This is a genomic window from Streptomyces sp. CHD11, assembly GCF_018638295.1.
GTDB lineage: Bacteria > Actinomycetota > Actinomycetes > Streptomycetales > Streptomycetaceae > Streptomyces.
Map to the genome: position 1 here is coordinate 1 of NZ_JABTTS010000033.1, position 14,414 is coordinate 14,414.

Below are 14,414 nucleotides of genomic sequence, written 5' to 3' on the forward strand. Positions count from 1 at the left end.
CCGCCCCCGCCGCCGAGGGCCCCGACGAGCCCCGTGACAGCGGTGCCGGCGCGGCCACGGACGGCGGCGCGGACGGCGACACGCCGGGGCCGGCCGGCCCCGGCGACGGCACGGACGGCTCCCCCGACGAACCCGGCCCACAGGCCGGGCCCACGCCCGCGGAGGCGGCGTCCGAGCCGCAGGCCGAGGACCGGGACGCCGAGCGTGCCGCTGCCGGCGGCGCCGCCGGGGCTGAGACGCCCGGGCGCGAGGACGGCACGGACACCGACCCGGAACCGGCGACGGACCTCGCGTCCGAGAGCGACCGCGACGCCACACCCCCCGCCGGGCCCGACACGGACACCGGCGACGCCGTGCCCGCGGCCGGGAACCCGGAAACCGGGTCCGCCACCGGGACGGAGACGCCCGAGGACGAGACGGACGCGGACCAGGCACCGGCGACGGGGAATCCCTCGGAGAACGGCCACGACGCCACTGCGCCCCCCGGTGACGCCACCGGCACGGAGACACCCGAGGACGAGACGGACGCGGACCAGGCACCGGCGACGGACCACCCGTCCGAGACCGACCGCGCGGGAACGCCCTCCGCCGAGCCCGACGCGGACAGCGGTGACGCGTCCCCGGAAGCGGACCGCGAGGGCGCCGGGAAGGCCAAGGGTCCCGTCGATCAGCCCACCGCTGTCTTCCGGACGCGGCCGCCCTCCGTCGATCAGCCGACCACCATGCTCAAGCTGGGTGAAGCGGGTGCCGAGGCCGAGAGCGACGTCGAGGACGGGAGCCGGGACGACAGCCCCGCCGAGGCCGAGCGGACCAGCAGGTTCGTCGCGCTGAAGGACTTCGACGACCCCGCCGCCCGCAAGCCCCCGCGCGCCCCCGACGCCGGCACGGCGCCGGGGGCCGTGCCGCCCGCCGCGGCCACCACCGCGGTCCCGCAGATCGGCCCGGACCGGACGACGCAGCAGCCGTTGCCGCCCAGGCCGCCGCTGGATCTGCTGGCGGAGCTGACCAACACCCCGCCGCCCCCGCAGACCCCGCTGCGCACGGCCGTACGGCGGGTCAAGATCTGGACGCCGCTGGTGCTGCTGCTGGTGATCGTCTTCGCGGTCGTACAGAACGTCCGTCCGCTCCCGGCGCCCACGCTGGAGCTCACCGCCGAGGACAGCTACACCTTCGAGGGCGGCAAACCCGAGATCCCGTGGCCGGCGGACGGCCAGGCCGCGCTCGACGTGCAGGGCATCGGCACGTTCGGCTCCTCCGGTGAGCAGAAGCCCGTACCGATCGCCAGTGTGGCCAAGGTGATGACCGCGTATCTGATCCTGCGCGACCACCCGCTCAAGAGCGGCGCCGAAGGTCCGATGATCGAGATCGACGAGCTGGCCGAGAAGCAGTCCGACGCCGGGCAGGAGTCGACCGTCGACGTCACCGCGGGCGACGAGATCTCCCAGCGGGAGGCGGTCGAGTCGGTGCTGATCGCGTCCGCGAACAACGTGGCGCGGCTGCTCGCCCGCTGGGACGCGCAGTCCGAGGAGGCGTTCGTCGAGAAGATGAACGACGCCGCGAAGGACCTCGGCATGACCAACACGACGTACACCGACCCCTCGGGTCTGAACGACACCACCGTGAGCACGGCCGTGGACCAGGTGAAGCTGGCCAAGGAAGCGATGAAGCAGCCCGCCTTCCGCGAGGTCGCCGCGATGATGTCGTACGACGACTACAAGGGTGTCAACCACTCCAACTGGAACCAGCTGGTCGGCCACAACAACGTCGTCGGCATCAAGACCGGCACCACCACCTCCGCCCTCGGCAACCTCGTGTTCGCCGCGAAGAAGGAGATCGGCGGGGAGACCCGGACCATCGTCGGCGCCGTCGTCCGCCAGCCCGCGGGCGGCAAGGACAACACCATCCTGTCCGCCGCCCTCACCTCGGGCGACGAACTGATCCGGGCCGCGCAGGGCGCACTGGAGGCGGCGACGATCCTGAAGAAGGGCACCGTCGTCGGGTACGTGGACGACGGGCTCGGCGGCCGTACGCCGGTCGCCGTCACGGAGGATGTGAAGGCCGTCGGCTGGGCGGGCCTCTCGGTGAAGCTGACGTTCGCCGCGGACGAGCTGCCGCGCACGGCGGAGACCGGCACGAAGGTGGGCACGCTCACCGTGGGCGACGGTACGAGCAGTGCCGTCAAGGTCCCGGTCGCCCTTCAGGAGGACCTCGTGGAGCCGGGCTTCACGGACAGGCTGACCCGTATCGCCTGAGACGGCGGCAGGCGCAGCACACCCGCACCCCGCGGGCCCCCGCCCACCCGGGCGACGGTCGGCGGGGTGCGTGCTAGCTTCACGAAACGGTCAGGAATCGGGCAGGGAACTGGACACGGGAGAGCCTTCAGGTGGCCACAGCGGAGCCGACACGCGCCGACGACGCCGAGCCCGGTCCGGGGGCCGGTCCGCGAATACCCGTGTCCGCGGCACAGGGCCCTGCCCGGCAGGCCGAGGACACGCCCGGTACCCCGAGCACCCCGAGCACCCCGAGCGACCCGGTCCCCGCCGGCGCGGCCGCCGCTCCGGATGCCGCCGGCGACCGCAACCCTCCTGACCGACCGGACACCCCGGGTGACGGCGGCGCCCCCGGCACCGTCATGGCCGCCGTGTCGGCCGTGCGGGACCGCATGCTGCGGCACCCCGTGCTGTCCGTCACCGCGCTCGCCGGTCTGCTGCACATCGTCTGGTTCTTCACGTTCGCCAACAGCGGCGGCGACCTCGCGGCGCAGGACGCCTGGGCGGAGTTCGTCGGACGGCACCCGGACTCCGCGTACAACCTCGCGTGGTACGGCGGGATGCATCCGGTGTCGTACAGCGTGGTGTCGCCGTATCTGATGTCCGTCCTCGGCGTGCGGACGACGATGATGATCGCGGGCACGGTGTCGGCGGGGCTGCTGACGCTGGTGCTGATGCGCAGCAGGGTAGTCCGCAACCCGCTGTGGGCGGCCCTGGCCGGGGTGTTCGCGCTGCTGTGCAACGCCGCCTCGGGTCGGGTGACGTACGGGCTCGGCACGATGTTCGCGCTCGGCGCGGTCGCCGTCGTCTTCTGCTGGCCCTACCGCTGGCGTTACAAGCGCTGGGCGAAGGCCCTGTGCGCGGCCCCGCTGGCGGCGCTGGCGACCACGGCCTCGCCGGTCGCGGGGCTGTTCGTGGGTCTGGTGGCGGTGGCGCTGTTCCTGCAGAAGCGCCGTCCGGGGGCGTGGGCGCTGGGCCTGGCACCGACCGCGGTGGTGGCGGTGTCGGCGTGGCTGTTCCCGTTCTCGGGGACGCAGCCGATGGGCATCGGCTCGGTGGTCCTGCCGCTGCTGTACTCGGTCCTGGTGTACGTCCTGGTGCCGCCGGAGTGGCGGACCGTGCGGATCACGGCGGCGGTGTACGGGCTCGGGATCGTGCTGGTCTGGCTGGTGAGTTCGCAGATCGGCTCGAACATGACGCGGCTGGCGATGCTGTTCGGCGGTGTGGTGCTGGTGGCGGCGCTGCCGTTCGCGGTGCCGAAGTCCCGCAAGTGGTACGTGATCGTCATCGCCGTCGTGGGCTTCAACGGCTGGATCGGCTTCAAGTCGGTCGACGACGTCGTGCACACCACGCCTCGCGCGTCCTGGGCGCGCGAGCTGGCGCCGCTGGTGAACGAGTTGCAGGAGGTCGGCGCCGAGCGGGGCCGGGTGGAGGTCGTCCCGGCCCGCTCGCACCGGGAGGCGTCCGCGCTCGCCCCGTACGTCAATCTGGCCCGCGGCTGGAACCGGCAGGCCGACATGGAGCGCAACCCGCTCTTCTACGACGACACCCTCAACTCGGCGAACTACCGCGAGTGGCTGAAGCGCTGGGGCGTGCACTTCGTGGTGCTGCCCAAGGACGAGCCGGACGGCGACGGCGGCCAGCGGGAGCGGGAGCTGGTGCAGCGCGGGCTGCCGTATCTGAACCAGATCTGGGGCGACGCGAACTGGCAGCTGTTCGCGGTGGACGAGCCGACCCCGCTGGCGGAGCCGCACACGGTCGTGGAACGGGCCGAGCAGGGCGAGTGGACGCTGCGGGTGGAGAAGGCGGGCCGGATCCTGGTCCGCGTCCCGTACTCGCCGTGGCTCGGGCTCGTCGACGCCGAGGGCAAGGCGCTGGAGCCTCCGCAGGAGACGGAGGAGTCGAAGGACCGTCCGGAGGGTGAGCCGAAGACGTACGAGAACGTCAGCGGCTGCGTGATGGAGACGGAGGAGGACGCGAACGGCGACACGTGGACGATGCTGCTCGCGCCGGAGCCGGGGGTGTATCGCCTGGGGGCTCCGTACCAGTGGGACCGGGGTACGCCCTGCCCGGACGAGCTGCGCTGATCGCGGCGGCGTCGCGCGGCGGGGTGTGTGGCGCGGTGTGCCGGCGCGGTGTGCCGGCGCGGTGTGCCGGTGGGCTGGGGGACGCCGGGGTCCTCACCCCGTGGGAGTGCAGGGCGGTGCGGGCGTCTGTCGTGGTGAGTTCGCCCCGCCGCTCCTTCCCCGCCCCTGGAGGGGGTCAGGATCCTCGGGGGTAGCGGGTCAGCCAGGCCGGGGAGGAGCCGGCGGGGCCGTGCAGGGCGGGGCCCTGGGTCATCTCCATCGCGAAGTCGTCGGCGAGTTCCAGGATCGTGGGACGGCCCTCCAGTTCGGCCAGCCAGGCCGGCGGCAGGGCCGTCTCGCCGTGCAGGGCCCCGAGCAGCCCGCCGGTCAGCGCGCCGGCGGCGGCACTGGGCCCGTCGTGGTTGACGGCGAGGCACAGCCCGTGCCGTACGTCCTCCCCCACCAGCGCGCAGTACACGGCGGCGGCGAGCAGCCCTTCGGCGGTGGCGTTGCCGACCAGCTCCGTGACCCGCTCCGGGGCGGGCATCCCCTGCCGCACGGCGCCCAGCGCGTGCTGGAGCGCGTCCGACACCGGCTGGTGTCCCGGCCGCTCGGCCAGCAGGGCGAGCGTGCGCTGGACGGCCGTGTCCAGACTCTCCCCCCGGGCCAGCGCGTGCACGATCGCGGCGTAGCTGCCCGCCGCGAGGAAGCCGGCCGGATGGCCGTGGGTCTGCGCCGCGCACTCCACGGCGAGCTGGGCGACGAGCTGCGGCTCCCAGCCGACGAGCAGCCCGAAGGGCGCGGAGCGGGCGGCGGCCTCCGGCCCGGCCTCGCCGGGGTTCTTGGGCGCCTCCAGCGTCCCCATGGTCGCGTCCCCGAGCCCGAGCAGCAGCGTCCGGGCGGGGTCCCGGCGGGCGTACAGCCACTCCTCCCGCGCCAGCCAGCCGTCGTCCCCCCGCCGCTCGTCCGGGCCCCAGTCCCGCTGGGTGGTGGCCCAGCGCAGATACGCCCGGTGCAGGTCGGTCGGAGGATGCCACGCGCCGGTGTCCCGCCGCACCTGGGCGCGGATCAGGCCGTCCACGGAGAACAGGGTGAGCTGGGTGTGGTGGGTGACGGCACCGCGCCGCCCGTAGGCGGGGGCGAGGTCGGTGACGCCCTCCGCGCCGTGCGTCTCGCGGATCGCGTCGAACGCGCTGCCGTCCACGGGCGCGCCCAGCGCGTCGCCGACGGCCACCCCGAGCAGCGTCCCGCGCACCCGGCTGCGGAAGTCCTGCTGCTCCCGGCGCCCCCACACGGGCCCGGCGGTACCGCTCACCAAGACCTCCCGGGCACCGTCCGTACATACGACGCCAGGCACTGTAATCGAATGCGGTCGGTCGCTTCAGGGGGCGGATCGGTATGCGGAATGTGACCCGAGTGATCGGATGTGGACGATTTCAACCGTCACGGTGGCGTACGCCCCTGTCCCTCCGGGTGCGCGCCCGGGGGCGCTCGCCCTCAGCGGGATGGTGCCGCCGGGGGCCGTCGCGGCGAGGCGCGCCCGGCTCACCGGGGAGGGCTCGGACGCGGCGGCCGCTGCGTGAGTGGTGCCCTGGTCCTGGACAGCGAGGGACTGGCCGAAGCCGTACAGCGGGACCCTGAGGTGCAGGAGTGGCTGACGGCCGCCCGGGAGGCGGATCTGCCGGTGATCACCTCGGCCTCAGTACTGGTCCGAGGTGATCCATCCGAGGATCGACGACGCCGCGCTGCGATGGACGCTCTCCCGGCTGCGCGTGGAGCCGGTCACCCAGGCGCTCGCCCAGTCCGCCGCCATCCTGTTGCGTGCGGCAGGCCCGCACGGCCACACGTACACCATCGGCGCCATGCTCTGTGCGACCGCCCTGCACCACCCGGGCAGAGTGACCGTTCTGACCTCCGATGTGGCGGACATCGGCCTGCTCACGGCCGGGCATCCACGTGTGGTGGCCGAGAGGGGCTGAGGTTCCGGGGCTACCCGACCACCCGTACCGCCGTGCCCGGGGTGCCGAAGGTCCACAGGGCCCTGCCGTCGTTCTTCGTCACGCGGATTCCGCCGGTCTTCGCGTCCGGGGCCGCGGGCGGGGGTGAGGAACCGTCGACCGCGTTGGAGAAGGCGACCGAGACGCCCGACTTGGCGGCGAAGTACATGATGTGCTCGACCTCCACGCCGTCGCTGCCGGTGGTGGCCTCCGTGCGGGTGCCGACCTCGTAGGTGCCGGGGTCCGGGGAGACCGTGCCGGGCCACACCGTGAAGGTCCTGCGGGCGGCGTCGCTGGCGTCGACCAGCCATACGCGCTTCTGGTCGAGGGAGTAGACGATGCGGCGGCCGGTGCCGGAGTCGGCCGGGACCGCCGCCGGCTTCTTCTTCTCCGGTTCGGCGGACGGCTTCGCGTCCGCCGTGGCCGACGCGCTCGGCCGGCTCGTGGCGGCGGTGGGTTTCGTCCCCTGGTCCGCCTGTACGGCCAGGAACCCCACCACGGCTATCGCGCCCGTGGTCAGCCCGGTCACCCAGGCCCACGAAGGAAGTCGGGCAGACACCGGTACGTATCTCCTCAGCTACGGGTCCCGAACGCGCGTCGGATCATCCTACTGCCAGCGCTCACCCTTCCCCCGACCGTCCCGCCGCCCCGGTCCGGGCGCCGTACTCCTCCGACCCGCTCAGTCCAGTACCGGCAGCAGCTCCGGAAGGTGGCCGTCCGAGGCCTCCGCCGCGCGGCGGCGCTCCCGCGGGACCTCACCGTAGAGGGTGGTGCGCGGCCTGGCGGGGCGGCCCGCGGCCTCCGCGACCGCGATCAGGTCCTTGACCGACTTGTAGGAGCCGTAGGACGAGCCCGCCATCCTCGAGATGGTCTCCTCCATCAGCGTGCCGCCGAGGTCGTTGGCCCCGGAGCGGAGCATCTCCGCAGCGCCCTCCGCGCCCAGTTTGACCCAGCTCGTCTGGATGTTGGGGATGTACGGGTGCAGCAGGAGGCGGGCCATCGCCGTGACCGCCCGGTTGTCGCGGACCGTCGGGCCCGGACGGGCGATGCCGGCCAGGTAGACGGGGGCGTTGGTGTGCACGAAGGGGAGCGTCACGAACTCCGTGAAACCGCCGGTCCGCTGCTGGATGCCGGCCAGGGTGCGCAGATGCCCGAGCCAGTGCCGGGGCTGGTCGACATGGCCGTACATCATCGTCGAGGAGGAGCGGATGCCCAGCTCGTGGGCGGTGGTGACCACCTCGGTCCAGGTCGCCGCCGGGAGTTTGCCCTTGGTGAGGATCCAGCGGACCTCGTCGTCGAGGATCTCCGCCGCCGTGCCCGGGATGGTGTCCAGGCCGGCCTCCTTCGCCGCCGTCAGCCACTCCCGGATCGACAGCCCGGTGCGGCTCGCGCCGTTCACCACCTCCATCGGGGAGAAGGCGTGCACATGCATGCCGGGGACGCGCTCCTTCACCGCGCGCGCGATGTCGAAGTAGGCGGTGCCCGGCAGGTCGGGGTGGATCCCGCCCTGCATGCAGACCTCCACCGCGCCCACGTCCCACGCCTGCTGCGCCCGGTCGGCGACCTGGTCCAGCGAGAGCGTGTACGCGTCGGCGTCCGTACGACGCTGGGCGAAGGCGCAGAAGCGGCAGCCGGTGTAACAGACGTTGGTGAAGTTGATGTTGCGGGTGACGATGTACGTCACGTCGTCGCCCACCACCGACCTGCGGACGTCGTCCGCCACCCGGCACAGCGCGTCCAGCGCCGGACCGTCGGCGTGCAGCAGCGCGAGGGCCTCCGCGTCCGTGAGCCGGGTCGGGTCGTCGGCCGCCGTGCGCAGGGCCTCGCGCACGTCGGTGTCGATGCGCTCGGGGACCATTCCGGGGACGGCGGCCTCCCGCAGCGCGTCCCAGTCGCCGTACACCTCGTCGAAGTCGTCGCGGCGGTCGCCGCTGCGGCCCTCGGTGTCGATGGTGCGGTGCAGATCGGTGCGGCCGGTCGCGGTGAACGCCTCGTCCGGCTCCTGCCAGGGCAGCCCCCGCGGGAGCGTGCCGGGGCGGGCGAGGCCGGTGTCCGGGTCGGCGAGCGCGGCGACGTGCGGGCGCAGCCGCGGGTCCAGCCAGGGCTCGCCGCGCCGCACGAACTCCGGGTAGACGCAGAGGCGTTCGCGCAGTTCGAAGCCGGCCGCGCGGGACTGCTCGGCCAGTTCCCCGATCTGCGGCCAGGGCCGCTCGGGGTTGACGTGGTCGATGGTGAGCGGGGAGACCCCGCCCCAGTCGTCGATGCCGGCCGCGATCAGCCGCCCGTACTCGGAGTCGACCAGGTTCGGCGGGGCCTGGAGGCAGGCGGAGGGGCCGAGGAGCAGCCGGGCGACGGCGACGGTGGCGAGGAGTTCGTCCAGTTCCGCGTCCGGCATGCCGCGCATCGCGGTGTCCGGCTTGGCGCGGAAGTTCTGGATGATCAGTTCCTGGATGCCGTGGTGGGCACGGGAGACCTTCCGCAGCGCGAACAGCGACTCCGCGCGCTCCTCGTAGGTCTCGCCGATGCCGATGAGGATGCCGGAGGTGAAGGGGACCGAGGAGCGGCCCGCGTCCTCGAGGACCCGCAGCCGTACGGCGGGCTCCTTGTCCGGGGAGCCGTAGTGGGGGCCGCCCGGCTCGGACCAGAGCCGGGTGGCGGTGGTCTCCAGCATCATGCCCATGGACGGGGCGACCGGCTTGAGGCGCTGGAAGTCCGTCCAGGTCATGACGCCGGGGTTGAGGTGCGGGAGGAGTCCCGTCTCCTCCAGGATGCGGATCGAGATGGCGCGCACGTAGGCGATCGTGTCGTCGTAGCCGTGCGCGTCGAGCCACTCGCGCGCCTCCGGCCAGCGCTCCTCGGGCTTGTCGCCGAGGGTGATGAGGGCTTCCTTGCAGCCGGCGGCGGCGCCCTTGCGGGCGATGTCCAGCACCTCGTCCGGCGACATGAACATCCCGTGCCCGGCCCGGCGCAGCTTGCCGGGCACGGTGACGAACGTGCAGTAGTGGCAGGTGTCCCGGCACAGCCGGGTCAGCGGGACGAAGACGCTCTTCGAGTACGTGATGACGCCGGCCCGCCCGGCCGCCTCCAGCCCCGCGTCCCGCACCCGGGCGGCCGACGCCGAGAGGTCCTCCAGGTGCTCACCGCGGGCCTGGAGCAGGACCGCCGCCTCGCCGGCATCCAGGGAGACGCCGTCCCTGGCGCGTCTGAGGGCGCGGCGCAGGGAGTTGTCGGTCGGGCCGCCCGTGCCGGAGGTCGCGGAAGTCGTCATTCCCTGAGCATACGTTCGGGGTGATCAGGACCCTTGTCGGTCCGCCGGGTCCGCCGGGTCCGCTCCGTCGGCTCCGTCGGCTCCGTCCGCTCCGTCCACGAACGGCTGGTAGGCGTCCAGCGCCCGCAGCACATCCGCCTCCCCCGCCGCCGGCAGCTGCACCACGGTCTCCTCGATACCCAGCCCGGCGAAGTAGGCCAGCTTGCCCGCGTCGGGAAGGACGGCGTAGGGGACGACCTGGAGGGCGCCCGGGTCCCGGCCCGCGTCCGCCCAGGCGGTGCGCAGCAGCGGCAGCGCCTCCTTCAGGCCCCGCCCGCCGATCGGCAGCCAGCCGTCGGCGTACTCGCTGATCTGCGCGAACAGCTTCGGTCCGGCCGCCCCGCCGACCAGCGTGCGCGGACCGACCACCGGGCCACGCGGCTTCTGCACCGGCTTGGGGTGCGCGAGGCTGGCCCGTACGCTCCCGAACTCCCCTTCATAGGCGGTCGGTTCCTCCGACCACAGGGCCCGCATCAGAGCCATCCGGTCGCGCACCAGCTCACGCCGGGTGCGCCACCGCACGCCGTGGTCGGCGGCCTCCTCGACGTTCCAGCCGAAGCCGAGACCGAGCGTGAACCGGCCACCGGAGAGGTGGTCCAGGGTGGCGACCTGCTTGGCCAGGTCGATCGGATCGTGCTGCGCGGCGAGCGTGATGCCGGTACCGAGCCCCAGCCGTTCACTGACGGCGGCGGCCTGCCCGAGCGCGACGAAGGGGTCGAGGGTGCGGCCGTACTCCCGCGGCAGCTCCCCGCCCGCCGGGTAGGGGGTGGTCCGCTCGACCGGGATGTGCGTGTGCTCCGGCAGGTACAGCCCGGCGAACCCGCGCTGCTCCAGCTCACGCGCGAGCCGGACCGGGGTGATCGTCTCGTCGGTGAGGAAGATGGTGACGGCGATACGCATGAGCGGCCCTGCCTTTCGTACGCGGACGACGGACCCATCAATACCCGTCCCCACCCCTCCTGTCCATACCGACCGGTCGGCATTCGGCCGGGGCCGCCTTGCCGCCCACCGCCGCCGGCGACGTCGGCCGGAACCACCGGTCCGTCCCCCTCCGCCCGCCGGTAGGCTCCCCCCACGATGACTTCCGGAACCCCGCACGCCGAACGCAAGTACCGGACCGCCACCGCCTTCCAGCGCCGGCTCAACCCCGTCCTGCGCCGGCTGCCCCTCCAGACGGTGCTGGAGACCACGGGCCGGGTCTCCGGCCTCCCCCGCCGCACCCCGGTGGGCGGACGACGGGTGGGCGACTCCTTCTGGCTGGTCTCGGAGTTCGGCGAACGCTCGCAGTACATCCGCAACATCAAGGCCGACCCCCGGGTGCGGGTGCGCATCCGGGGCCGCTGGCACACCGGCACCGCCCATCTCCTGCCCGACGACGACCCCGCCGCCCGGCTGCGCCTCCTGCCCCGCCTCAACAGCGCCGCCGTACGGGCGTTCGGGTCCCAACTCCTCACGGTGCGCGTGGAACTGGACGGCTGAGGACGAGATGTGCGGGCTCCGTGCCGGCCCGCCCCCGCCCCTGTGATCGGCGTCTCGCACGGCTGACGCAAGAGCCTCGAGAAGGCAGACTGGCGTAGGTGTTCGGGATGCATGAGGGGGACTGCATGGAGGGTGTGCCGCGAGGACCGGAGCTGCCGCGTCCCGGCTCCTCGACGGAGCCCGGTGCGCTGCGTTTCGGCGTGCTCGGACCGGTGCGCGCCTGGCGCGACGACGAACCGGTCGCCACCGGAAGCCCTCAGCAACGCGCCCTGCTCGCGGCCCTGTTGCTGCGCGAAGGCCGGACGGCCACGGCGGCCGAGCTGATCGACGCCCTGTGGGGCGGGGAACCGCCGCCCCAGGCACTGGCCGCGGTGCGCACCTACGCCTCCCGGCTGCGGAAGGTGCTGGGCCCCGGGGTCCTGGTCAGCGAGTCCGGCGGATACGCGGTGCGCGGGCTCGGCGAGGGGGCGCTGGATCTGGCGACGGCGCAGGAGCTGGCGACGGAGGCGGAGAAGTCCGTCGGCGCCGGGGAGTTGAGCCGCGCCCGGGAGACACTGCGCCAGGCCCTGGCCCTGTGGGACGGCGAGACACTGGCCGGGATCCCCGGCCCCTACGCCGAGGCCCAGCGGGTCCGCCTGGAGGAGTGGCGCCACCAACTCCTCGAAATACGGCTGGACATGGATCTGGAGCAGGGCCGCCACGCGGCGGCCGTCTCGGAGTTGACGGCCCTCACGGCCGCCCATCCCCTGCGGGAACGCCTGCGCGAGCTGCTGATGCTGGCGCTGTACCGCAGCGGCCGCCAGGCCGAGGCGCTCGCCGTGTACGCGGACACCCGCCGTCTGCTCGCCGACGAGCTGGGCGTCGACCCGCGCCCCGGTCTCCAGGAGCTCCAGCGGCGCATCCTGCGCGCCGACCCGCACCTGGCGGAGCCCTCCGCCCCGGTGGCGGAACCGGTGGCGGCCCCCGTCCGCCCGGCCCAGCTGCCGGCGACGGTGCCGGACTTCACCGGCCGCGCGTCCTTCGTGCGGGAGCTGAGCGAGGTACTGGCCTCGGCGTCCGGCTCCGGGGGGCGGGTGATGGCGGTGTCCGCACTGGCCGGCATCGGCGGCGTCGGCAAGACGACCCTCGCGGTCCACGTGGCCCACCAGGCCCGCACCGCCTTCCCCGACGGCCAGCTGTACGTCGACCTGCAGGGCGCGGGCGCGCGTGCGGCGGAGCCGGAGACGGTGCTCGGCTCCTTCCTGCGCGCCCTCGGCACGGCGGACTCGGAGATCCCGGACTCCCTGGAGGAACGGGCCGCGCTGTACCGCTCGGTGCTGGACGGCCGCCGGGTCCTGCTGCTGCTGGACAACGCGCGCGACGCGGCCCAGGTGCGCCCCCTGCTCCCCGGCACGGCGGGCTGCGCCGCCCTGGTGACCTCGCGCGTCCGGATGGTGGACCTGGCCGGCGCGCACCTGGTCGACCTGGACGTGATGTCGCCGGAGGAGGCGCTGGCGCTCTTCACCACGATCGTGGGCGTGGAGCGGGTGGTGTCCGAGCGCCAGGCGGCCCTGGACGTGGTGGCGGCGTGCGGTTTCCTGCCGCTGGCGATCAGGATCGCGGCGTCCCGTCTCGCGGCCCGCCGCACCTGGACGGTCTCGGTGCTCGCGGCCAAGCTCGCCGACGAACGCCGCCGCCTGGACGAACTTCAGGCGGGCGACCTGGCGGTGAAGGCGACGTTCGAGCTGGGCTACGGACAGCTGGAGGCCGCCCAGGCGCGCGCCTTCCGCCTGCTGGGCCTGGCGGACGGCCCGGACATCTCCCTCGCGGCGGCCGCGGCGGTACTGGACCTTCCTCCGCGGGACACCGAGGACCTGCTGGAGTCGCTGGTCGACACCTCGCTGCTGGAGTCGGCGGCCCCGGGCCGCTACCGCTTCCACGACCTGGTCCGGCTCTACGCGCGTGCCTGCGCGGAGCGGGACGAACACCCGCCGGGCGAGCGGGAGTCGGCGCTGTCACGGCTGCTGGACTTCTATCTGGCGACGGCGGCGGGGGTGTACGCGACCGAGCGGCCGGGCGACCGGCTGGTGGACGACCTCGAACCCACCGGGTACCCGGGCCTGGCCTTCACCGACGGGTCCGCCGCCCTGGACTGGCTGTACACCGAGTCGGCGAACCTGCTCGCCTGTGTGCGGCAGACCGCGGGCTCCGTCAGGCTGCGAGGGGGCATCGACCTCCTGTGGGCCTCGCGCGACCTGGCCGAGTCGGGCACCGACGCCCGTCAGTACGAGGTCACCGCCGCCGCCGTCTGCCAGGCCGCGCGGGACGCCGGTGACACCCGGGCGGAGGGCCGGGCCCGCACCACCCTCACCGGGGTTCTGCTGGTGTCCGGACGCATCGAGGAGGCCGAGCACGAAGCGTGTGCCGCCATGGAACGGGCCGCCTCCGCCGGCGACCCGACCGCCGCGAGCTGGGCCGCGCAGGACCGGGGGCTCATCGCCCTCCACCAGCACCGGTACGCGGACGGCAAAGCCTTCTTCGACCAGGCGATAGAGGGATTCCGGGCGGCCGGCAACGGGCTCTGCGAAGCGACCGCGCTCTGCAACCTCTCCCGGGCCCACATGGGCATGGGCAACACCGGCAAGGCGGTCGAGTTCGCCCAGCACGGGCTGTCCCGGCACATCGCGGTGGGCAGCACGATGCGCCTCGCCAACGGGCACTACGCCCTGGGCGTCGCCCTGGTCGCGGCCGGCCGGCACACCGAGGCGCTCAGCCAGTTCTCCAAGGCGCTGACCATCTTCACGGAGCACCGCCAGCGCCTCTGGGAGGGCACCACCCAGTTCAGGATCGCCGAGGCGCACCAGGCCGCCCGCCGTCCGGCCCGGGCGGCCCAGCACGCGGAACAGGCGCTGGCCCTGGGCTGCATCGGCGGTGACCGGATGCGCGGCAACGTCCTGACGCTGCTGGGGCAGGCTCTCGAAAGGCTGGGCCAGGCCGGCCGGGCGAGGGCCTGCTGGCGCGAGGCGCTCGGGCTCTACGAGGCCAACGGCGCCTCCGAGGCCCTGCTGGTGCGGACGCTGCTCGCCCCGGCGGCCACGGCCTGAACCCGGCGGCCGTACGGGCGCTCTGCCGGCGTTCAGTGTTCGTTTATCGCCGCCGGGCACCATCGTGAGTGTCACGCCGTCGCGTCGGGGGGCAGGCGGGTGACCGGGAGCCTCAGTGGTTACTGTGCGGCTCCAGGCGTCCGCCCGGGAGTGCTCGGGGGAGCTGCCGGGCGGGCGCCTCAGACTTGTCACCACAGAAGGGGAGCAACTCC

At 73.8% G+C, this 14,414-nt stretch carries 8 protein-coding genes and 1 pseudogene; 5 read left to right on the forward strand and 4 right to left on the reverse strand.

Annotated features, from left to right (window positions below; genetic code table 11):
- Together HTV45_RS28295 and HTV45_RS28300 are read left to right on the forward strand one after the other, a co-directional pair.
- The coding region (locus HTV45_RS28295; RefSeq protein ID WP_251692891.1) for a D-alanyl-D-alanine carboxypeptidase at window positions 1-2,252 on the forward strand (2,252 nt) is incomplete at its 5' end.
- Between the two features lie 131 nt (window positions 2,253-2,383).
- On the forward strand, window positions 2,384-4,357 hold the full coding sequence (locus tag HTV45_RS28300) for an MFS transporter (RefSeq protein WP_215208731.1): 1,974 nt from the start codon (window positions 2,384-2,386) through the stop codon (window positions 4,355-4,357).
- A 175-nt stretch (window positions 4,358-4,532) separates the two neighbouring features.
- Here the strand turns inward: HTV45_RS28300 and HTV45_RS28305 are convergent, their stop codons facing one another.
- The gene (locus tag HTV45_RS28305) at window positions 4,533-5,651 is read right to left on the reverse strand and encodes an ADP-ribosylglycohydrolase family protein (protein ID WP_215208732.1); all 1,119 of its coding nucleotides are present in this window, start codon (window positions 5,649-5,651) and stop codon (window positions 4,533-4,535) included.
- 264 nt (window positions 5,652-5,915) lie between these two features.
- Between HTV45_RS28305 and HTV45_RS28310 the strand changes: the two are divergent.
- Window positions 5,916-6,315: pseudogene (locus tag HTV45_RS28310) on the forward strand (DNA-binding protein).
- 10 nt (window positions 6,316-6,325) lie between these two features.
- Here the strand turns inward: HTV45_RS28310 and HTV45_RS28315 are convergent.
- The 3 genes from HTV45_RS28315 to HTV45_RS28325 all read right to left on the reverse strand — a co-directional run bounded on the left by HTV45_RS28315 (window position 6,326) and on the right by HTV45_RS28325 (window position 10,540).
- On the reverse strand, window positions 6,326-6,892 hold the full coding sequence (locus HTV45_RS28315) for a hypothetical protein (protein WP_215208733.1): 567 nt from the start codon (window positions 6,890-6,892) through the stop codon (window positions 6,326-6,328).
- A 120-nt stretch (window positions 6,893-7,012) separates the two neighbouring features.
- Window positions 7,013-9,601 carry a bifunctional FO biosynthesis protein CofGH gene (locus HTV45_RS28320; RefSeq protein ID WP_215208734.1) on the reverse strand — a complete coding sequence of 863 codons (2,589 nt, stop codon included), beginning with the start codon at window positions 9,599-9,601 and terminating at the stop codon, window positions 7,013-7,015.
- A gap of 24 nt (window positions 9,602-9,625) precedes the next feature.
- The gene (locus tag HTV45_RS28325) at window positions 9,626-10,540 is read right to left on the reverse strand and encodes a TIGR03619 family F420-dependent LLM class oxidoreductase (protein WP_215208735.1); all 915 of its coding nucleotides are present in this window, start codon (window positions 10,538-10,540) and stop codon (window positions 9,626-9,628) included.
- A gap of 177 nt (window positions 10,541-10,717) precedes the next feature.
- Between HTV45_RS28325 and HTV45_RS28330 the strand changes: the two genes are divergently transcribed.
- Entirely contained in the window at window positions 10,718-11,119 is a 402-nt protein-coding gene (locus HTV45_RS28330) for a nitroreductase family deazaflavin-dependent oxidoreductase (RefSeq protein ID WP_215208736.1), read from the forward strand.
- A gap of 125 nt (window positions 11,120-11,244) precedes the next feature.
- Window positions 11,245-14,202 (forward strand): BTAD domain-containing putative transcriptional regulator, encoded by a 2,958-nt coding sequence (locus HTV45_RS28335; RefSeq protein ID WP_215208817.1) that lies wholly within the window; start codon window positions 11,245-11,247, stop codon window positions 14,200-14,202.
- Window positions 14,203-14,414: the final 212 nt, after the last annotated feature.